General features: G+C 51.2%; 14 protein-coding genes and 2 pseudogenes. 4 read left to right on the top strand and 12 right to left on the bottom strand.

From position 1 onward, the window contains the following. Nucleotides 1–10 precede the first annotated feature (10 nt). The gene (locus PPOP_RS14325; protein WP_006287235.1) at nucleotides 11–976 is read right to left on the bottom strand and encodes a carbohydrate ABC transporter permease; all 966 of its coding nucleotides are present in this window, start codon (nucleotides 974–976) and stop codon (nucleotides 11–13) included. 69 nt (nucleotides 977–1,045) lie between these two features. Further along, nucleotides 1,046–2,467: an ABC transporter substrate-binding protein gene (locus PPOP_RS14320; protein WP_042228997.1), complete on the bottom strand. Its 1,422-nt coding sequence runs from the start codon at nucleotides 2,465–2,467 to the stop codon at nucleotides 1,046–1,048. 286 nt (nucleotides 2,468–2,753) lie between these two features. On the opposite strand from PPOP_RS14320, the gene PPOP_RS14315 reads away from it, so the two are divergent. After that, on the top strand, nucleotides 2,754–3,539 hold the full coding sequence (locus PPOP_RS14315; protein ID WP_042229014.1) for a DeoR/GlpR family DNA-binding transcription regulator: 786 nt from the start codon (nucleotides 2,754–2,756) through the stop codon (nucleotides 3,537–3,539). Between the two features lie 112 nt (nucleotides 3,540–3,651). On the opposite strand, the gene PPOP_RS14310 is transcribed toward PPOP_RS14315, so the two are convergent. Genes PPOP_RS14310 through PPOP_RS14295 form a run of 4 tightly spaced genes read right to left on the bottom strand, consistent with a single transcriptional unit; the run spans nucleotide 3,652 to nucleotide 11,413 of the window. Further along, a complete protein-coding gene (locus PPOP_RS14310; RefSeq protein ID WP_006287232.1) occupies nucleotides 3,652–8,100 on the bottom strand; it encodes a coiled-coil domain-containing protein in 4,449 nt (1,482 codons plus the stop codon). Beyond that, on the bottom strand, nucleotides 8,078–8,860 hold the full coding sequence (locus tag PPOP_RS14305) for a DUF6063 family protein (RefSeq protein ID WP_006287231.1): 783 nt from the start codon (nucleotides 8,858–8,860) through the stop codon (nucleotides 8,078–8,080). Before PPOP_RS14305 ends, PPOP_RS14310 begins: the two co-directional genes overlap by 23 nt. Continuing rightward, the gene (locus tag PPOP_RS14300) at nucleotides 8,841–10,382 is read right to left on the bottom strand and encodes a hypothetical protein (RefSeq protein WP_006287230.1); all 1,542 of its coding nucleotides are present in this window, start codon (nucleotides 10,380–10,382) and stop codon (nucleotides 8,841–8,843) included. The genes PPOP_RS14305 and PPOP_RS14300 overlap by 20 nt, the downstream gene beginning before the upstream one ends. Then, nucleotides 10,355–11,413, bottom strand: coding sequence for a Wadjet anti-phage system protein JetD domain-containing protein (locus PPOP_RS14295; protein ID WP_006287229.1), 1,059 nt, complete (start codon nucleotides 11,411–11,413; stop codon nucleotides 10,355–10,357). The genes PPOP_RS14300 and PPOP_RS14295 overlap by 28 nt, the downstream gene beginning before the upstream one ends. Before the next feature lie 167 nt (nucleotides 11,414–11,580). Between PPOP_RS14295 and PPOP_RS14290 the strand changes: the two genes are divergently transcribed. The 3 genes and pseudogenes from PPOP_RS14290 to PPOP_RS14280 all read left to right on the top strand — a co-directional run bounded on the left by PPOP_RS14290 (nucleotide 11,581) and on the right by PPOP_RS14280 (nucleotide 13,597). Next, nucleotides 11,581–11,805, top strand: a complete 225-nt coding sequence (locus PPOP_RS14290; protein ID WP_006287228.1) for a hypothetical protein — start codon at nucleotides 11,581–11,583, stop codon at nucleotides 11,803–11,805. A gap of 474 nt (nucleotides 11,806–12,279) precedes the next feature. Beyond that, the gene (locus PPOP_RS14285) at nucleotides 12,280–12,666 is read left to right on the top strand and encodes a hypothetical protein (RefSeq protein WP_042228993.1); all 387 of its coding nucleotides are present in this window, start codon (nucleotides 12,280–12,282) and stop codon (nucleotides 12,664–12,666) included. Nucleotides 12,667–12,776: 110 nt separating this feature from the next. Beyond that, a pseudogene (locus PPOP_RS14280) lies at nucleotides 12,777–13,597 on the top strand (IclR family transcriptional regulator). Here PPOP_RS14280 and PPOP_RS14275 read toward each other — a convergent pair. From PPOP_RS14275 to PPOP_RS14250, 6 genes and pseudogenes are all read right to left on the bottom strand, one after another. Further along, the gene (locus PPOP_RS14275) at nucleotides 13,551–14,507 is read right to left on the bottom strand and encodes a 3'-5' exoribonuclease YhaM family protein (protein WP_006287224.1); all 957 of its coding nucleotides are present in this window, start codon (nucleotides 14,505–14,507) and stop codon (nucleotides 13,551–13,553) included. The pseudogene PPOP_RS14280 and the gene PPOP_RS14275 overlap by 47 nt on opposite strands. A gap of 253 nt (nucleotides 14,508–14,760) precedes the next feature. Further along, on the bottom strand, nucleotides 14,761–16,506 hold the full coding sequence (locus tag PPOP_RS14270) for a methyl-accepting chemotaxis protein (protein ID WP_006287223.1): 1,746 nt from the start codon (nucleotides 16,504–16,506) through the stop codon (nucleotides 14,761–14,763). A 341-nt stretch (nucleotides 16,507–16,847) separates the two neighbouring features. Further along, nucleotides 16,848–18,593, bottom strand: a complete 1,746-nt coding sequence (locus PPOP_RS14265; protein ID WP_006287221.1) for a methyl-accepting chemotaxis protein — start codon at nucleotides 18,591–18,593, stop codon at nucleotides 16,848–16,850. Between the two features lie 298 nt (nucleotides 18,594–18,891). Beyond that, nucleotides 18,892–19,338, bottom strand: a complete 447-nt coding sequence (locus tag PPOP_RS14260) for an Rrf2 family transcriptional regulator (protein ID WP_042228989.1) — start codon at nucleotides 19,336–19,338, stop codon at nucleotides 18,892–18,894. A 133-nt stretch (nucleotides 19,339–19,471) separates the two neighbouring features. Continuing rightward, nucleotides 19,472–19,585, bottom strand: a pseudogene (locus PPOP_RS22095) (IS30 family transposase); the annotation flags it as partial. Nucleotides 19,586–19,682: 97 nt separating this feature from the next. Continuing rightward, on the bottom strand, nucleotides 19,683–20,312 hold the full coding sequence (locus PPOP_RS14250; protein ID WP_006287216.1) for a pyridoxamine 5'-phosphate oxidase family protein: 630 nt from the start codon (nucleotides 20,310–20,312) through the stop codon (nucleotides 19,683–19,685). Nucleotides 20,313–20,343: the final 31 nt, after the last annotated feature.

The following is a 20,343-nucleotide window of genomic DNA, read 5'->3' as shown; positions in this document are numbered from 1 at the left end:
CGTCACCCTCCTAGATGCCAGAGGCTCGCTGCTGCGCGCGGCTCCAGTATCGGATCATGTAATGGCTCGCCACATATACGAAGATCCAGAGAATCAACATATAGGGCAGGGAACTCCCCATCTCCTTATAGGTAAACGCTTCATTGTAAGCCGCAAGCGGCAGCGTCATGAGCGTATCTCCGGGCCCACCGCGGGTCATGGCAAAAATAATAGAGAATTCCTGAAGTGATACCATCATGCGGAACAACAGCGCAATGTAGAGCAGAGGCTTAATCATCGGCAATGTCAATGTCTTAAAGGTGAACCATGCCGATCCTCCATCTATCATCGCCGATTCAAATGGCGCCTTGGGCAAGGAACGAAGACCGGCCAACACGAGAATAATAACGAACGGCGTATATACCCATACGTCGATCAAGACGACGGAGAACATGGCTGTAGCCGGATCGGCCCCCCACACAAAATCGGTTACGCCAATGGCACGGAGCCAGCGGCTAATCACGCCTACGGAAGAGTTCGTCATCAGTTGCCAGATAAGCGTGGCCACGACTGGCGCAATCATGAGCGGGAAGATAAGCACCATCCGCAACGCCTGCGACAGAAGATTGTCCCGGTTCAACATGAGCGCAATCGCCATTCCGAGAAGCATTTCGATCGCGGTTGCCAAAAACGCATACTGCCCGGTCACCGATACGCTGTGCCAGAACGACGGATCACCGAACATTCTTGTCCAGTTCTCCAATCCTACGAAGGAAGCATCCTGGTATTTAAAAGAATAATTCGTCAGCGAATAATACACGGAGGTAAAAAAAGGAATAAGAATACCGATGGTCAGAAGCAGCGACGGCGCCAGAATAAGATACGGACGCGCCTTTCTTCTCCACGGTACGTTGATCGCATCAGCAGCGTTCTTGCGATCTGCCGAATGGGCAGTCGGTACAGTCGGCGCCTCCCGATACTTATCGACCGATCTCATGAGAGCCCTCCTTTCGCAGAGGCATCATCTGCGAGACGGTTGTTGTCCTCCAACTCGGATGCCTGCCGCTTACTCTGCCGTTCGAATCCTCGCTACGCGCTGATTAATGTCTTCAGCGAGCTTCTTCATCCGCTCTTCTGCAGACGCTTGTCTCGTGACGATATCCTGAAGTGCAGCCGCCCACTCTGTCGTCGTATTGAAGAATTCCGGTTGTGGCGTAAATTTAATCGATGTGTGATCAATAATGGTCTTGAACGTATCCTCGTAACCTTCGAATATATGAATCCGCTTCGTGAAATCCGGGTTGTCCCATACCGATTGGCGAACCGGGTTCACGACGCTTGCCTGGGTCGCGCCCCACAGCGTATGTTCCTTGCCTGAGACATATTGCATGAAGAGCCATGCCGCCTCCTTCTGCTTCGAGGACCGGTTCATGGCAATGGACCAGATCCATTCATTCGAACCCACATCCTGCCCGCTCTTCATGGCAGGCGGTGGCGCGAACGCAATGTTGCCTGATTCTGCGGATGCGCCTTCCTGCCCCTGGAATATACCGAAAATATCCGCATCATAAGCCATGGCGGCTTTCCCCGCCCCGATATCGGTGGACACTTGATACCACGTATAATTGGTCCAGTCCTTTGGCCCTGCTTTGTTCACCAATTCCGCAAATTTCTTCGTTGCCTCAATCGATTCGGGACTGTCCAGCTTGGACACCAACTTCCCGGCTTCAACCGTGAAGTCCTGGGCGCCGTTCAAGCTGAATGCGGTCATATAGCCGGGGTGAATCGTGGCCCACGAACGGGTGCCCCGCACGGCGATGCCATACGATCCTTCTCCGTTCCAACCGTTGAATTGCGAGGCGGTGTCGATCAATTCATCGAATGTCGCAGGCGGCTTCAAATTTTGACGATCGAACGCTTTCTTGTTATACAGCAGAACACTCGCTTCAAAGCCGATCGGCAGCGCCCACAAGCTGCCCGTTCCGACAGGATGCCCCGGCTTCAGGTCCCAGCGGACGCCGTCCAATATTCCTTTGTAGAAATCATCGAGATCATATTCCGGGTCCGTCAGCTCCTTGTCCCCCAGGAAGTCATCCAGGGCCTGCACATAATCAGCCGGGGCGTATTCCCACAGTTGGTAGGATCCCGTCATGAAGACATCCGGGTTGCCGTTGCGGGAATTCAATGCTGTCGTCAGCTTGTCGAAATAGTTCTCCTCCGGCGTAACGGAATACTTCACTGTGATGCCGGTCTTGGCTTCAAATTCAGGGAGTCTCTGTACGATCGCTTCGGCATACGGATGCTGGTTCAGCATCACTTGAATCTCATGACCTGCGAATTGCCTCCAACCGAACGCGGTGTCGGAAGCACGCACCCCGGACTCAGGGAGCTTTTCCGTCGTGGTTCCCTCGTTATTTCCCGCCGAAGAGCATGCGGCAGACATGAACAAGACAAGTACCAACAACCAGAGACCCATTATTCTTCTCATACTGTTCACAGCTACTCCTCCATCCTTGGAAATAAAAGCGTTATCAAACCTTCTTGACGAGAATGATGCTGCTATCCATTAGATATGTTTTCCTGAACATTTCTTCAGAAGCCTCACCTTCATTTCTTATTTTATTTACACATATAATATCATTTATTTTCGTTTTGTCAATTTTATTTTTTCATTTATTTTTATATTATGATTTTTGTGCGTTTCGCTTTTATTTGTTATGATATGTATATATACTCATCTAATAATCTTGAAAAGGTGATCTCAATTGGGGAAGATGTTTCCTGCGGAAAGAAAGAGCAAAATTTTAGAATACTTGAAAAAGCAGCAACGCGCTACCGTTAAGGAATTGTCCTGCCTCGTCGGCGTGTCTGAAGCAACCTTGCGAAGCGATCTTCAAGTGATGGAAGAGGAAGGATCGCTGCAGCGCACGCATGGCGGCGCCATGATTGCAGATGACATGCAGACGGACACCTCCTTCGCCGTACGGGAGAAGCGAAATAATGCAGAAAAATCGGCCATCGGAAGCAAGGCAGCCATGCTGCCGCAAGACGGCGAATGTATCCTGCTCGATGCAAGTTCCACTGCGCTGGAGATGGCGAAAGCTCTCAAAAACAGGCAGATCCGCCTTATCGTCGTAACCAATGGAATTTATACGGCTCTCGAATTGAAAGAAAATCCGAATTTTACGGTTATCGTCGTTGGTGGTGTCATCCGGGCCGGTTCCGCTGGTCTGGAAGGCATGTTGGGGAGTTCCGTGTTGAATCAGATTCATATGGATACGATGTATACTTCCGCTCACGGGTTTACACTGGAAGACGGAATGATGGATTTCAACGTCTATGAAGTTGAGCTGAAGCGGGCCATGATACAGGCTTCCTCCCAAGTCATCGCCCTTCTGGATCACACCAAGCTGGACAAGCGCTCGATATCATCGTTCGCGAGCGCCCAGGACATCGCAGCGATGATTATGGATTCCAAGGCGCCGCAAAGCTTTATCGATCAATTGCAGCAGCAAAAAATAAAAGTAGACATCGTCCCGCCAAATGTCTATACGAACTAAGAATAAGAAGAAGCCGGTTCATCCTTAGAGTAGGAGAAACCGGCTTTTTCATGCTCACGATTCGCTTCGCGTATATTTTCGTTAACATGTTGGCGGGGCAATAGCCGTTCGCTCAGAACAATTCCATCTGCGTGACGTGCGAGTCCATCCGTTCGAGCGCACCTGGGTCGTTGTCCCGGAAATAAGCGGTCTGAATCGTCTGTGCCGCCTCGATGATCTGCTTGCCGGAGTCTGCCGCATGACGCAGACGGCAGCTATAGACAATCGGGAAATAGTCTTGCAGGAACTTGCCTTCCACATGAGCGGTTAAGGCGATAATCTGGAAGCCAAGCTGCTCGGCGATGAAGAACACCGGGCTTAGTACATGATCGCTGGAAGCCTTGCCAAACGGATTGTCCAGAATCACCGTGCGATGCCGCTTCATCTGCGCCTGAATGTGCTGCTTGCGTTCCGCGATATAATTGAGCAGCCCCAGGAACAAGGTCATGTTCTTGCTCCACCTTTCGCCGCCCGACCAACGGTTAGACTGCTCCCAGGAGAAGGCGGCTCGCGTAATCTGCTGTTCATTCGTTACTTTGCGGCAGGCCACCTTCATCCCTTCGCCCTGCATAACGATCTGAAGCAGCTGCCGCGAATCCAGCCACTTCTCCAGGTCTTTGCGAATCAGTGCTTGCTGCTCTTGCCAATCTGCCTGATCTTGTTCATCAGCATAACGATCCAGCTTCGTAATGATCCAATCCATATGCTTGCGGATGCGCTCCTTGCCGTCCTGCTCGTCCCATTCCGCCAACGTGAAGCTATAGATCTCATTCCATCCCTCCGCCGATTTGACCCGGGTCTTCTTCGGAATCTCCTTCAGCTCCTGAACGATAAGCTTCAGATGGGAATGAATATGCACGATAAATTGCTGCAATTCCTGATCATACGTCTGCAGATTCTGTTCCATGATGTGAATGGCCGTCCGAATGCCCTTCTCCATCGATTGCTTGAATTCCACGAGCTCGGAGAATTGTTCCTTCGATTCAATGCCTTGGATCGTCATATAGCGCAGCTTCGTATCCTGGACAGAGTACAGGCAATAATCCTTCATCCGGGTTCGTCCGTCCTTGACCGACCTTCTCTCCTTCTCCATGCACGCCTGTCTGTCCTTCAGCTTCTCAATACAGCGATCGGCATAGTGAGAGAGCTTGTAAGGGAGCTCTATGCGCTCCGCTTCCCCGATGATCGCGGGCTGCAGCCGCACATCCTCCAGAGCGAACACTATCAAGTGCTTGTTCCAGACGTTCAGCACCCGCTCTATCTCATCCAGACGCTTCCGGTTGACCTGCTGATGACGAGCGAGCTGCTCTGCCTCATCCGTCAACCGCTGCTCCTCGTCCTGCAGCTTATTCTGAACCGAATGGAGTGGTTCGGCGAACCGTTCGGGCTCGGCATCCGGGAACTCCTCTCCGAACTGCTGCCGAAGCTTGAGACATGCTCCCTCCTTCGCCTGCAGTTCCCCGCGCGTCCGGACATACTCCTCCTCGATCCGCTTCAGCTGATGACGCAGTTCTTCAATTCGTAACCAGAGCTGCTCTTGGCGCTCGATGACATCCAGCGGAAGCGTCAGCTCCGCGTCGATGCCCGGATGCTCAGTGCGGAGCTGCTCCATCAGCCGATGATATTCCTCCACCCTCTTCCGCTCGCTGGCAAGCGCCGATTCGAGCTGCGTTTGCTCCTGCATAATTCGATGGCGCTCCAGCTCCAGCCGCTTCCGTTCCGCCTTCAGCTCCTCGAGCGTAGCTTGGCAGGACAGCGCGGCATGTTCCCGCACCTCCCGATAACCCTCATCTTGCTTCAACACTTGAAGGCGGAGAGCCATCTCCCGCTGTTGATCCTGAACCGTCTGCAACTCTTCCTGCACCAGCCGTTCCGCTCTCTCCTCCTGCTCCCGCTGCTTGCCCAATAGTCCGAGCTGATTCCGGACAGGAACAAGCTCCTCTTCCAGCTTGCTTGCTTCATTACCAAGCAGCGTATACCGATGGCCCTGCTGGAGTTGGTACTGCAATTGCTGGATTCTGCTCCCCATTTCTTCGAGCGCTCTGCGCCGCTGGTCTGCAGTCCGGCGATTGACCTCCAGCTCATGCTCGAGCCGCTCAAGCTCACGGGTTCGCTCCAGCTTCCGTTCCTGGAGCCTCATTCTTCTCTGATCCTCTTCCTGCTGAGCCACTAGCGGATATTTCGCGAGAAAGGCCCGGAACCGCGTCTGTGCCGACTGCCATTCAAGTAAGGAGCGCTCCGATCGTTCCCGTTCCTGCTTCGCTTGCTCCGCCTGCCGGACAAGCTCGGCTTTCCACTCTTCATAGGCGTCCGCCTCCTCATTGCTTACCCAATGCTGCGGCACGATCCAGGATGAGGAAGGCGATTGCGGCTCCCCCGTTCCTTGAAGCATATCCGCCGCCTCCTGCGCGCCGAGGACGCGAATCGGGAATGCGAAGCTTCCGTTCGCCTGCCGGAGACGCTGCTGCAATAATTCCTTCTCATGCATCGTCGTGATCAGCGTGACGGCCCACAGCTGATCCGCGCGGCTGGCCTGCTCCCTCTTACTCTCTTCGGACAGCCCGCGGATATAATCCGTTCCCATTTGCAGCAACGAATAGTGATGGCTCCATTGCTCGCATAATTTGGCCACGGCGGCATCGGCGAAAAATAACGGCTGTTGCCCATGATCATCAACAAAGCGGTAAGCCAACCGCTCTTGCATCAGCAGCCGCTGCTTCTGCTGCCGGCAGCGCTCAATGCCTTCCGCCAATTGCTCCCGGATGGAGGATTCCTTTTCATATAAGGAGGAATATTTATCCCACGCGGGACGGAGGCGGCACAGCTCTTGCTTCAGTTCCTCCAGATCGGATTGGTGGCGTTCATGCCGCGCCGTCAGCTTCGCAAACTCTTCGCCCAAGCGGCGGCTATCCTCACTCACTTCTCTGCGCTGCTGTTCCTTAAAAGCTGCTTCCTCTTTCAGCCGCTTCATCTCCTGCAACCGAGCCATCCGGCTCTGCTCCAACTGCTGTTCTTCCTCCATCCACAGCGGGAGCAACTGTTCCACCTGTTCCAGTTGAGGATTCGATAACAGGCTGTTCGCGATGTCCTTCTGGTGATCCCGCTTCGCCTGAATCCCGGCTGTCTTCTCCACGATGGATCTCTCCGCTTGCAAGCGCTCCTCATCCAGCCGGCGCAGACTGCCACGGATCGCCTCGGCCTGTTCCTCAAGCTGCCGATGGCGGCACTCGAACAAGCTGCGCTGTTCCTCAAGCGACTGTTCCTTCACGTCGTACAAATAGCGGAGCTGTCCGCTGTTGCGTTCCCAATGCTCTTCCAGCTTGCGTTCATCCTCGGTAAGGGTTAACCGTTCCAGCTGTGCGCTAAGTTGGAACACCTTTGCCTCGGCAGCCAGACATCGGTCGCGAATCTCGGCATACTGCAACGAATAATATTGATGCTCGGCACCGTACAAGCGCTCCCTCATCTGTTCTGCTTCATCCTCGATCAGATGCAGCTTCTCCGCAATCGCCTCCTGCTCCTGAATCTCCCACGCGATAAGGTATGATTTCTGCTTGCGCCGCAGAAGCTTGCTTCTCTCCCCATGTTCCTCGGCCTGAAGTTGAAGCTGCAGGCGTTCCTTCTCGACTGCCTCCCGCAGTTCGACAGCGGATTGCCAATACGCCTTCGCCTCTTGCCGGGCTTCCTGATACTTCCTTTCCTCCCGATCCAGATGTTCAAACAGCGCGGCATAATTATTCAATTCTTGCTGAATCCGCCGGTTTTCCTCGATCTGTTCTGTTAGCTGCTTATATTTCTTGAATCCTTCCCGGTGCTTCTCAAATATACGTGCAAATGTGCCCTGTTCATATCCTTCGATCGACTGCTCCACAGCCGGAATAAGCAGGCGATCAAATAATTGCTTCGTTGTCTTGCACTCGTCGAAAAAACGTTCGATGCCGCCCTCTGTATCGTTAATCCGTGCGATGGCTTCCCACTCGCCCGTAATAATCTGATATTGCTGCTCCAAATATGCCTTATACTCCTTCATCGTAGGAAACGTCTTCGCATGAAGCGAGTGCCGATGCGTCATCGTCTGGAAATAGTCATGAATCTCTCCTCTGTCCGCTGGACGGGACTTCCCCATATGAACCTTCGCGAACGGGATATTCTCCAGCCGATGTTCATCATGCTCGCCATATTCATACACATAGCGGTAGGAATCAATTCCGTTGCCGGACTGGAAGAGGGTGACACAAGTGACCAAATATCTGCGATACGGCTTGTCCGTCAGAAGCCACTCGATCGCAATATGTGCGGGACCGTTGTCCAGCTGCAGCGTATCCTTCACCTTGCGCCCGGCGAGATCCTCATGGGGAAGCACCGCCTGGATCGCGGTCTGGATAAATACCGTCTTGCCGCCGCCATTTTCCAATACAACCGCGCCGTTATGGCCATGGAACTGGAACGTAACATCGTTATATCGCTTATTCCCGCCTTCGTACAACACATGCGTAAATCTAATTTTGGCTATGGATGGCATCGCTTCTCTCCTCCTCCCGACCGATATGGGCCTGACGCTCTTCTTCGAACTGATATAGAAATTGCAAAATGCCGCGATTATACTGCAGCTCCATGAAATAGCGCTGAACGATAATTCGGGCCTTCTCCGTCATCGCCAGTTCATTCACCCCGACTTCCTCCGCCAGCTTCTCCGCCAGCAGGAATCGCTTCACCGTATCTATGAAGCTGAAGCGGCTGATCGTATTTCCGCTCTGGCGCTTGGCCGTCTCCTTAATATCATCCATGGCGTCCCATTTCTCGATAATGGCCGTCCAATTATAGGAGAATTGCTTCTCGTACTCTCTCAACTGCTCAGGATCATGCTCCTTCAATCCGTCTATCCGCTCCTGAACAAGCAAGAGCCAATCTTCCACCCGGATAAAGTCTCTTGTCGGCTCCCTGCTGAGATAGCTGTTATAGAACGCCCCGACAAACACGATGATCGCCACATACATCAGATATAGATCCGCGTTGACGGCCTGTCCGCGCAAGTACGTTCTCTTCAAATATTCATTGGACACATGGAAGGGAGACAAGCGGACGAGCGGAATAAGGAACAGCTGATCGCCAGCCGTCAAGGTCAAGCAATCGACCTCTCTTGCAAATTGATCGACAAGCCCTCTCACCTCGTCATCGGCTAAATACTGCTGCAGTCCTTCCCGCTCCACGACACCGCTCCGGGCCAACTCCGCATACAGCCGGAATGCCCGCATGACAACCTCATTCTGATATTGCATCATCTCTTCCTCCTAACGTCAACGTCAGATCCATCTCCTGAATCGAGAAGCGTTCATTGACCTCGATAACCTGGCCCGCTTCCTTTACGGTAAGCTTATGCTTCCCCAACAAGCGGATCGCTTCTTCCATCCCGGTCGGCTTGGACTCATCCGTATCCTCCCGTCCCGCTTGAACCGGACTCCGCTGATGCAGAATCAGCCAGAAATCATAAAATGCCCGCATCGAAAGCCAATCGTCTGTCTCTTCCCCCCGCTTGCATGCTTCAATCACTTCGTTCAGACGGATCGTCTGCCCTTCCTTCAGCCGGATCAGCAGATTTTCCATAATGGACTTGAACAAGCGGCCGCGCCAGTGAATGAACGTTCCCGCTTCCTGACCTTCGGCCAGCTCCAGAAACCCTTCCTCGCGTTGCTCCTCTTCCCCGTCCGCCGTAATGTTCTGCTCCGCAAATACGGTCAGTGGCGACCAGCATGCGTGCTGCTCCAGGCCAAGAAACGGCGACAGCACGCCTCTTGCCGCTTCCAACGGCAAGGGAGTGCCCAGCAGGAGATTCACGATATCCTGATCAAAATTGAACGAATCCATTCCCGTGTAATAAAGAGACTCTTTGGCGGCATGCAGCGCGCCGTTTTTCAATTCAATACTTTGCTGCAGCAGTAAGGTATGCTCCGTATGAACCTTCTCCAATTCCGCGGCTATCCGCAAAATAGATTCGTAGGCGTGATGCTCCTTCATCTGCAGCGTATCCGAATAGATTCGTTCCTTCGTCTCTTTGACGAAGCTGCGAAGCTCTTCGAATTCTTGATTTTCCCGCTGCAAGCGAGAATAGATATCTTCGAGCAGCACGCCGTATCTCTTCAATGTATCCTCCGATACGATACTTCGTTTCATCTCATGCCCAAGCTTGATCATGCGCTCTTGAAGCGACTCCACATCGACGCGCATTTCATTGATTTGCCGCAGCGCCCCCTGGAACTCCCCTTTCTCCAACTGCTTGCGAAGCACAAGCTGATGAATGGAGAGCTGGAACTCCATATAGAATTCTTTGGTTGCAAATACAAGCTCCAGTCCGTCGTCATCCAGCGCATAATATTGCGTACTTGTCTTACTGTCGAAGGAACTGGCCTTCAAAATCGAAGTATAGACCGTATCCTGTTGTCTCGTCTCCCAATTAAAGTAAGTAAAGGATCGCCTCTTCCCTGAGGATGGCCGAAACACTTGAATGATCGTTCTGGCCAATTCCTCGAATGCCGCAACATCCAGCTTGAGCGCATCCGCTGCCGCCTCTTGCAGAAACTTCGCCAAGTCTTTCACGCCTGCTTTCGGATTGCGCATGAGCTTCTGCTCGAAGAAGAACAGCAGCGTCAATAATCCCATCTCCATCATCTCAATCGGCTCTCCATTGCGATCGGATTTTCTCTGGCGCTGCAGCTCGAAGAGCGGATCGAACAAAGCCAGCTTCGCCATTCGTTCCTCGAAGCCGGATACGATCTGAGTTACGTCAACGGTTCCCAAGGTTCCCATGTGGCCTCCTTCCCGATCTGCTGCAGGTGTTGAGCGGATAATGTCTCTTGCGGGTAATAATGCCCGCTCGTCAGGTTCCTTGCCATTCGTTCCCGCTCGGCTGAAGCGAAGAACATGCCGAATTGATGCAAGGCCGATTCGGCAGGCCATTGATTGGTCTTCCCGGGCACGGCCGGCTTTTCCAGGCAGGCTCTATAAAAAGGAAGCGCAGGAATCATCGGAACCTTCCGGGACAGACTGCTCCAAATATGAATGCCCGCATAATCGATATCGCCGAAATAGTAAAAGCGGTGCGCTCCTGAAGCAGCAGGATACTGCTGCGCGAACATGTCGATATTGCCGACGATTTTATTCCCGCAACCATAAATAAGCGTATGGAAAATCGTCTCGGACAGAGCAGGCAACAGGGCCAGGAAGGTCGTCTTGTTCTCCACGACAAGATGGACGTGCGATTCTTCATGACCTGGGTGAATCCCTCGGGATGGATTCACGGCAAACATCACCGGATCTGGGGATGAGTTGAGCTTCAGCTTGTCAAGCAGACCCATCCGTTCCAACAGGGCTTGGCCGTCCTTCTCCTTGATCCACTTCTCGTCGCCGACTAACGCGAAGCTTCTCTCCGGTGCAGCGGCGCTATCCGCTGGCAGACCACAGGTCTGCAAATAGCGATCGATTTTCATAATAAAGGGCAGATCAGAATCGAGCACAGATTCCCCCAGCATGAAATAACGATCAAGCGAGATCGAAGGATGAAGCTCCAAGCGCAACTGATGGAGCCGCTGCTGCAAGCCGGAGCGTAACGAGGAGACATGAATTCGATAGCGATAGGCGACATGCGGCGGCCTGGGGTTCCTGCCCCCCGATCGGATCTCTTCCAGCAGGCCAGACTGCTCCAGAACCAGGATAGCTGCCGCAAACTCCTCATAGGTGATCGGCATGCCCTCTGCCGCGCGCTCCAATTGCTCTGTGTACACGGTTGCCTTTCTTAAGCTGCGTAAATAATCAACAAGCATCTCCTTTATGTCTTTCATTGTCGACTCCCATTCCTATATTGTAGATTATTGGCATGTATTCATTATAAGACGAATGCATGCGCAAAGTCCTCGCAAGCGTAAAAATTTTTTAGGTTTCGACATTTTCCGTCTTTATCCTACACCTTCCTTAATTTTACTATGGTAAAATAGAAGACAATCCATATATGAAAGAGATTCTTTGGAAGTCACTAGAAAAATTTTTCAAAAAGAAGGCTACAATTGCAGACAAAGACATCTATGATTATTTTGAGGACATTTTTGGGGAGTACACTGGGCTAGCTATAGCTAGCTTACTATCAGACCGCAATGATGACGAATATTTAACAGAAGATCGCGAATATTTTATGGCCTTAAGAATAGCTTCTATTTCGATTTTTATTGTTATATAAGATCTCTTAGCGATTCACCTTTATCATTGACCGGATTTGCTCCAGCTTCAAATCAATCTAAAATTATAAGAATCTCAAGAGCTGATAGACACTATTTCGATGTCGAATTAAATGAAAATAACATCATTTCTGTGATTACAAATATTAGGCTTTACTTGGAATCCTATTTCGAAAAAACAGACTTTGATGATGGAAAACGGAAGCAATTAGAAGCCTTGGCCGATCAATTAAAAACATTTGCAATAGGTGATGATCATGAATAGTTCTGGTCATGCCGTTACAAAAAGGCGGTCTACGCTTTATCAAAACAACACTTTTCCCGTCATCCCCTCGTCGCCAAAAAAGTTAAATTTCGAAAATAATTAAATTGACCTGTAAGTAATTGGAAATCTTAGAAATAATCCGTTTCATGAAATTGTGTCCGGGTATTCGCAAATCGCTTCAAGCAAGCATGAACAGAAAGATGGTGATGGCATGAGCAACGACTTGGGGAGATATGTCGACAGGCTGAATAGCGACCTGAGAGATCGGGAACAACGTCTTTCTAAGGACGCTGCTGAACGAGAGTCAAGGCTTCACCAGCAAATGATGGAACAAGATAAAAGATATAGAGAAGAAATGAAAGCAATTGAAGAACGGAACGAAAAGTTATTTTCCCGCATATCAGAAGAGATCAAGGAGCTGCGTTCCGAGGTAAAGGAATCGAACAGCCATTTGCGGCAGGAGATTCACCGGGCGGTTGATAAAATCGACGCGATGAAAAAACATACGCAAGGACTTGTTGTCACTACCATTTTTGGTATTTTCGCTACCATTGTTGCTGTAGCTACACTAGCTATCCGCGTTATATCCTCGAAATAAAGCTCCTGTTTCAGGGGCTTTATTTTTGACGGATTGATAGGCGATATCTTGCACGCTGGCCCTGACGGAATCCGACAGGTGCGTAGGCCAACAGGAGTAGGAGTGAAAATATGGAGCATTACTTGACCTCCGTACAGAAATGCTGTACGCTGCTGAAATTATTTCTTCGTGGCGGCAAAGAGTGGGGAGTGACGGATCTGAGCCGAAAATTGAATTGGTCCAAAGGCCCGTTCACAAGATGCTGTCCACGCTGGAAAGCGAAGGATTCATCAAGCAAAACCCCCGAACCAAGCAGTATTCGCTCGGCTACACCTTGCTGGAGCTGGGCAACAAGGTGAAGAACGACGATGATTTGGTCAGCTTCGCCCGGCCGTATTTGCAGCAGTTGGCCGACGCCACGCAGGAATCAGTCTGCCTGTGCACTCAGGATCATATGGATGCGATCTACGTGGACAAGCTGGATTCCCCCCTGCCGATCCGCTTCATTATTGACGCGTACCGACGGTTCCCGCTCTATGCGACCAGCGCTTCCCGCGTCATTCTTGCCTATGGTACCAAGACGCTTCAGGAGGCGGTGCTGAGCGAGCCGATAACGGCGTTCACCAACTGCTCCATCACCGAACCGGAGCCACTGCGCCTGCGTCTGGAACATATCCGGAGCCGGGGCTATGAGATCAGCTCCAATATGCGCCATATCGGCGTAACCGGAATTGCGGCGCCCATCTTCCAACTTGATGGCAGCGTCATCGCCTCTATCAGTCTGATCGGACGTTGCACGGAGAGCCGGAGAAGTCCTGCCTTCCGATGCCTCCCCCGCTCCGTGCTGATTCATTTCCGAATCAAATCCATCCATTTCGAACCTTGGCACTGCTTATGCGAATGCACTACAGCTTCATCCGATAGATCGCCTTGTTCTCCAAGCCGCGGATGAACGGCGTCCACTCCTCCGTCTCCGGTGTCGTGTCCAGCGCATCCTCGACCATCTGTAGCTTTGCGTCGAGCGCGTCGATATGATGGAGCGCCACCGCCTCCGGCGTCTGCGGTTGCACGGGGCTGCCCCATTCGCCCAGATTATGATGCGACAACACGAGATGCTGCAAGCCAAGCACTTTCGGCGAATCAAGATCGATATCGAGCCGCAGGGCCGCCTCCGTAATCCAGTTCGATGCCATCGAGATATGGCCGACCAGCTTGCCCTGAACGCTATATTCCGATACGATGCCGAGCTGAGCCACCATTTCCTCCGGCTTTGCAATATCGTGAAGAATGATGCCCGCCTTCAGCAGATCCGGATTCAGGAACGGCCGCTGCCGGCACAGAAAGTCCCCCATTTCCAGCATTCGCACCATGTGGTAGGCTAAGCCCGCGAAATAGGCATGGTGATGGGTTTTCGCCGCCGGGTAGTGCATCAGCTTCTCCTCCACCTTCGCTACGCAGAAGTTGACAAGCGCTCGAATCTCCTTATCGGAGATGCTGGCGATAGCTTGCTTGATCGCATGAACCAGGTCGATGGGACGGATCGGTGCCGAACGGATGAAATCGATCAACGTCACCCCGTCCTCCTCACTCGCTGGCCGGATTTTCAATATTTTCACCTGCAGCCTCTCCCGGTAGGTCTGCACGATGCCGCGCACCTTCACGAGCCCCATCGGGAAAAACGTCTCCTTATCGGTCGGGGAAGCATCCCAATATTTAGCCGAGAGCTGCCCGGTCGCATCGCACAGGACGATGTCCAAATAATCCTTCGGCGGATTGCCGTTCGTCTTCTTCACCTCCAGTTCCTTCAACAAGTAAAAGCCGATAAACTCGTCCTGATTCGTCAGTTGATTAATTAATGTCACGTGATAAGTTCCTCCTTGCCATGATACCTATATTATACAACGAGTTCACGGCGGCGGCGGGATCAAATGGAACACGCCTCTATCCTCGTTGCGGTATGGCGGGCTCCAGCAAAAAATGACCTCTTCCGCTATGGCGGAAAAATCGTCTCTGCTTGCAGCTTCTGCACAGTAAAAAAACACAAACCTCCGAAAGATATATTTCTTCTTTTACGGAGGTTTGTGTTTTTTCTTCTTCTTTATTTCGAGCTGCGAATTAGATGGTAAATTTCTTCATTTCCTGATCCAGATCTTTCATTTTGCCGCTCATCACCGCTGCGGAATCGGCAATCTCTTCAACAATAGCCCGCTGTTCCTTGGAGGAGGCTGCCACGCTCTGCGAGCTCTCGGAAGCGCTCTTCGCGATCTTGGCCAAGTTTTCGATCACGGCGGCAACCTGCTCGCTGCCGGCAGACATTTCTTGCGAAGCCGCGGACACTTCTTGTATTTGATCCGATACGTCCTGGATGGAATTCCATACCTTCTGGAAAGTCTCCCCGGCCACCTGCGCAATTTGAGTCCCTTCCTGCACATCTGCCGCTGCCGATTCCATCGTACCGGCCACATGCCTTGTGCTGGCTACGACGGATTGCAGCAGTTCCGCAATCCGCTCCGTCGATTCCTTCGCTTGCTCGGCAAGCGATCTTACTTCCTTCGCGACGACCCCGAAGCCCCGGCCATGCTCACCGGCGCGGGCCGCTTCAATAGAGGCGTTCAATGCCAACAGATTGGTTTGCTTGGTGATATTGCCGATGACCGATACGATTTGCTCGATCTCATTGGATTGCTGGGCCAGCTTCCGCACCATCGTGACCGACTCATCCACAGAAGCGTGGATACTGTTCATCTGTGTGATCGTCTGCTGAACGACTTCATTCCCTTGCTTCGCGGCTTTAGCGGCCTCTACACTGTACTCAGACACGTTCGATGCCGACTCCGCAATCCGCTGGATGCCGATGGCCATCTCTCCCATCGCAACCTTGCTCTCTTCCGTTCCCATCAGTTGCGTCTCCGAACCGGCAACTACCTCTTGAATGGCGCTCGAAATCTCGTGCGTCGATTGCGCCGTCTGCTGCGAGATATCGGTCAGATGGTTCGAAGCCTCCGTGACATGGCCCGTCGTCTCCTTCATGCTTCCGATCAGCTCGCGGATATCGGTTATCATTTCATTGAAGCTGGATGACAGCACGCCGATCTCATCCTGCGAATGGACCGGAATCTGAACCGTCAAATCGCCCTTGGCCGCCCGCTTGGCCATTTGCGCCAGTTCATTCAACGGGCGGATTGTTTTGCGGATAAGCCACATGACAAGAAGAATAAAAGCTATGCCGGTCACGGCTCCGACGGCTATATTTCTCCACATCATCTGATTCAGATCGCGGTTTATTTTCGAATAGTTAAAATCGACGCCAAAGATCGCGATAGTTTCACCTTGGTCATCAACAATGGGAGATAATAACGTTATCCATTTGCCCATGGAATCGGAATATACCGAAGAAATACCGATACCATCTTTCTCTGTGTCATAAAAAGCCTGGACGTACTCTTTCGGCACATCCTTTTCGAAAAGCGGCTTGATGCTATGTTCAATCATATTATTGTTGGCCTGAATGAGTGCCGAATACACAATTCCGTCTTTCTCGATTAAATCCGGCTTAGTCAGATAGGAATTAGAGATATACCCCTCGCGAATCATACTCTCCAGATTCTCCTGGATCCAGGTCATCTCTTGATCTTCCATATACTGGTCATAACCCATTGTTTTCATCTTGTTCTCTGCCTCGGCAATTGCTTCTATTTCCAAGCTAATCTGCTGGTTAAGCGAGGTATATACATTTAACAACTCATCATAATAAATGCCTCGTTCGGACAAATAACTAAAGCTGGTAAACACCAACGACATGACCGCAATAAGCGTGGACAGCACCAACACCGATTTAAATAGTAAACTCTTATTTCTCATTCGTTCGCCCCCTTAGATGTAAGCAGGAAAAAATACGGGCGTCTTCATCCATCACGAACCGGCGGATTAATAACCCTTTTTTACTCATTCCGTATTTCTGCCTTATGAAAATCCATAGATCCATACTATATATCGTGATAAATCGAAAAATAATTTATATCCTTATGCTTAGGAGAGTGCAAATGGGTATTTAGACCTACGAGATCCGATTACACATCCCCTCAGTTTACGTTCCGCTTCTGTAATCGTCGCAGTAAAAAATAAACACAAACCTCCGAAAGATATATTTCTTCTTTTACGGAGGTTTGTGTTTTTTCTTCTTCTTTATTTCGAGCTGCGAATTAGATGGTAAATTTCTTCATTTCCTGATCCAACTCTTTCATTTTGCCGTTCATCACCGCTGCAGAATCGGCAATCTCTTCAACAATAGCCCGCTGTTCCTTGGAGGAGGCTGCCACGCTCTGCGAGCTCTCGGAAGCGCTCTTCGCGATCTTGGCCAAGTTTTCGATCACGGCGGCAACCTGCTCGCTGCCGGCAGACATTTCTTGCGAAGCCGCGGACACTTCTTGCATTTGATCCGATACGTCCTGGATGGAATTCCATACCTTCTGGAAGGTCTCCCCGGCCACCTGCGCAATTTGAGTCCCTTCCTGCACATCTGCCGCTGCCGATTCCATCGTACCGGCCACTTGCCTTGTGCTGGCTACGACGGATTGCAGCAGCTCCGCGATCTGCTCCGTCGATTCCTTCGCTTGCTCGGCAAGCGATCTTACTTCCTTCGCGACGACCCCGAAGCCCCGGCCATGCTCGCCGGCGCGGGCCGCTTCAATAGAGGCGTTCAATGCCAACAGATTGGTTTGCTTGGTGAGATTACCGATGGCTGATACGATTTGCTCGATCTCATTGGATTGCTGGGCCAACTTCCGCACCATCGTGACCGACTCATTCACAGATGCGTGAATGCTGTGCATCTGCGTGATCGTCTGCTGAACGACTTCATTCCCTTGCTTTGCAGCCATAGTGGCCTCTACACTGTACTCGGACACGTTCGATGCGGATTCCGCAATCCGCTGGATGCCGATGGCCATCTCTCCCATTGCAACCTTGCTCTCTTCCGTTCCCGTCAGTTGCGTCTCCGAACCGGCAACTACCTCTTGAATGGCGCTCGAGATCTCGTGCGTCGATTGCGCCGTCTGCTGCGAAATATCGGTCAGATGGTTCGAAGCCTCCGTGACATGGCTCGTCGTCTCCTTCATGCTTCCGATCAGCTCGCGGATATCGGACATCATTTCATTGAAGCTGGATGACAGCACGCCGATCTCATCCTGCGAATGAACCGGAATCTGAACCGTCAAATCTCCCTTGGCCGCCCGCTTGGCCAATTGCGCCAATTCATTCAACGGACGGGTTGTCTTGCGGATGAGCCACACGGCAAGAAGAATAAACGTAAGGCCGGTCACGGCTCCGACGGCAATATTTCTCCACATCATCTGATTCAGATCACGGTTTATTTTCGAATAGTTAAAATCGACGCCCAAGATCGCGAGAATGTTATCTTGATCATCAACAATAGGAGATAGTACCGTTAGCCATCTGCCCATGGAATCAGTATATACCTTAGAGATACCGACACCATCTTTCTCCATGTCATAAAAAGCCTGGACGAACGCTTTCGGCACATCCATGTCGCTCAGCGGCTTGTTGCTATGTTCAATCATATTATTGTTGGCCTGAATGACTGTTGTATACACTATTCCGTCTTTCTCGATTAGATCCGGCTTCACCAGATAGGTATTAGAGATATACCCCTCGCGAATCATGCTCTCCAGATTCTCCTGGATCCAGATCATCTTTTCCTCTTCCATATACTGGTCATAATTCATCGTTTTCATTTTGTCCTCTGCCTCGGCAATTGCTTCTGCTTCCAAGTTAATTTGCTTATTAAGCGAGGTATGTACATTTAACAACTCATCATAATAGATGCCTCGTTCGGACATATAGCTAAAGCTGGTAAACACCAACGACATGACCACAATAAGCGTGGACAGCACCAACACCGATTTAAATAGTAAACTCTTATTTCTCATTCGTTTGCCCCCCTAAGATGTAAGCAGGAAAAAATACGGGCGTCTTCATCCATCACGAACCGGCGGATAACCGTTTTTACTAAATTCCGTATTTCTACCTCATGAAAATCCATAGTACCACACACATATATATACGTATATACATATATCGTGATGATTCGAAAAATAATTAATATCCATATGCTTAGGAGGATGCAAACGGGTATTTAGACCTATATTTCACCATCGGCAAAATAAACAAAAAGACATGTATAGGGCCATCCGGTTCCGCCATACATGTCGGCTAACATTCCATGTCTCAAGCTTTATTTTCTTCCGCATTGCTGTTCATTTTCAGATTAAGGGCGACCTGCTCCAGTGTAATCTCTTCCAGCACATGCTCCATCGCGGACTGCGCCCGGGACATGATGAGCTGCAGCACCGTTTCGATATTGGCGCCGACCGGACACTGCGGATTCGGATGCTCATGCATGCCGAACAATTCCCCTTCCTCTACCGCTTCAACAGCACGGTACACATCGAGGAGCGTTATCTCACTCGCCGGATGCACCAAGGTGGCCCCTCCTGTACCGGTGCGGACTGACACGAGACCGAATTTCTTCAACTGGGAGGTCACTCTGCGAATTACGACCGGATTCGTGTTCACGCTACTGGCCAGCCATTCGGAGGTATGATGAGCTTGCGGCTCCAGCGTCAGCAAGGACAATATATGAACAGCCATACTAAACCGGCTGCTTATCTTCATCTGGCTCACCCTTTCATGCAACCATTATAGTTACAACTGATATTCATTGTCAACGCTTCCTCGTAAGGCGCCCTTCTCATCTGTAATCTGGGCGAAATCCGTCCCTTTGGGGACAAGCCATTGGCGTTTTCATCGCTTGTCCCTCCTGACGCAGCCGCTCCATGATCTGCTCGGGAGACCAGGTGGCCTGAAGCTTCTCTTCGATGACCAGAGCCAGCTCCGGTGTCCACTTTCCTGCGGGAATGGAGGCCTGACCGACGCTGGACATAGCTCAGAGCAATCCGTCCGATTCGGAAATGCTACCTTCTATCTCGCTATCCGTTTTCCTCCGCCTTGCTTATTTCTTAGTCGCCGCCATTTTTTCGATGATGCGGACACAAGGCTTCCATCAGGGCCACGGTGTCCCGGTCCAGCCCCTTATCCCGCGCAAGCAAGCCGGCGGTGACTTTTTCGTAAGCGGACGGTTTCATGTTTTGGCCGAATTTATACTTGGCTGACAGGTCATGAACCGTGATCCGGACAACGGAGGTGCTTGTGATCCACCCGGTATAAGCCAGGTCTTCCGGATCGATCGGCGCATAGCCCCCTTCCGGCTGAAGCTTGCGCATAAATGCCGATAGCGCCTCCGCTTTTTCCGTAAGATCCGTCAAAATTTCCGCATGCCCCTTAATAAGCACGGACTTAAAAAAAGCGGTCGCCGGGCAAGCCAGCTCCGGATCTGTAAAATAGGACGGGACGATGGCGTATTCTTTGGCTACGGCAAACGTCACTCTCTGGTCGGCTTTTATATTTTTTATTTTTTGTCCGGCCACGCTGCCATGGAAATACAAGCACTCCTTATGATAAACAAAATTAAGCGGAGTAAGCTCCGGCCAGCCATCCGGATGTATCGTTCCCAGGATGCCGAAGCTCATCTCCTGTAAAAATTGTTCCGTCTCCTCCCTGTCCATCATTTCAAATTCTTGTCTGCGCATACGCTCTTCTCCCTCTGGCTTCGCCCTGACA

The organism is Paenibacillus popilliae ATCC 14706 (assembly GCF_000315235.1).
Lineage (GTDB): Bacteria > Bacillota > Bacilli > Paenibacillales > Paenibacillaceae > Paenibacillus_B > Paenibacillus_B popilliae.
The sequence above is the reverse complement of the archived record's forward strand: the minus strand, read 5'-3'. Positions and strand labels throughout refer to the sequence as shown.

Excerpts from the sequence above, each read along its gene's own strand:
- PPOP_RS14310 (WP_006287232.1), bottom strand. The coding sequence starts at position 8,100 with ATGCCATCCATAGCCAAAATTAGATTTACGCATGTGTTGTACGAAGGC.
- PPOP_RS14285 (WP_042228993.1), top strand. The coding sequence starts at position 12,280 with ATGAGCAACGACTTGGGGAGATATGTCGACAGGCTGAATAGCGACCTG.
- PPOP_RS14300 (WP_006287230.1), bottom strand. The coding sequence starts at position 10,382 with ATGGGAACCTTGGGAACCGTTGACGTAACTCAGATCGTATCCGGCTTC.
- PPOP_RS14290 (WP_006287228.1), top strand. The coding sequence starts at position 11,581 with ATGAAAGAGATTCTTTGGAAGTCACTAGAAAAATTTTTCAAAAAGAAG.
- PPOP_RS14270 (WP_006287223.1), bottom strand. The coding sequence starts at position 16,506 with ATGAGAAATAAGAGTTTACTATTTAAATCGGTGTTGGTGCTGTCCACG.
- PPOP_RS14265 (WP_006287221.1), bottom strand. The coding sequence starts at position 18,593 with ATGAGAAATAAGAGTTTACTATTTAAATCGGTGTTGGTGCTGTCCACG.
- PPOP_RS14260 (WP_042228989.1), bottom strand. The coding sequence starts at position 19,338 with ATGAAGATAAGCAGCCGGTTTAGTATGGCTGTTCATATATTGTCCTTG.
- PPOP_RS14320 (WP_042228997.1), bottom strand. The coding sequence starts at position 2,467 with ATGAGAAGAATAATGGGTCTCTGGTTGTTGGTACTTGTCTTGTTCATG.
- PPOP_RS14295 (WP_006287229.1), bottom strand. The coding sequence starts at position 11,413 with ATGAAAGACATAAAGGAGATGCTTGTTGATTATTTACGCAGCTTAAGA.
- PPOP_RS14325 (WP_006287235.1), bottom strand. The coding sequence starts at position 976 with ATGAGATCGGTCGATAAGTATCGGGAGGCGCCGACTGTACCGACTGCC.
- PPOP_RS14315 (WP_042229014.1), top strand. The coding sequence starts at position 2,754 with ATGTTTCCTGCGGAAAGAAAGAGCAAAATTTTAGAATACTTGAAAAAG.
- PPOP_RS14250 (WP_006287216.1), bottom strand. The coding sequence starts at position 20,312 with ATGCGCAGACAAGAATTTGAAATGATGGACAGGGAGGAGACGGAACAA.
- PPOP_RS14305 (WP_006287231.1), bottom strand. The coding sequence starts at position 8,860 with ATGATGCAATATCAGAATGAGGTTGTCATGCGGGCATTCCGGCTGTAT.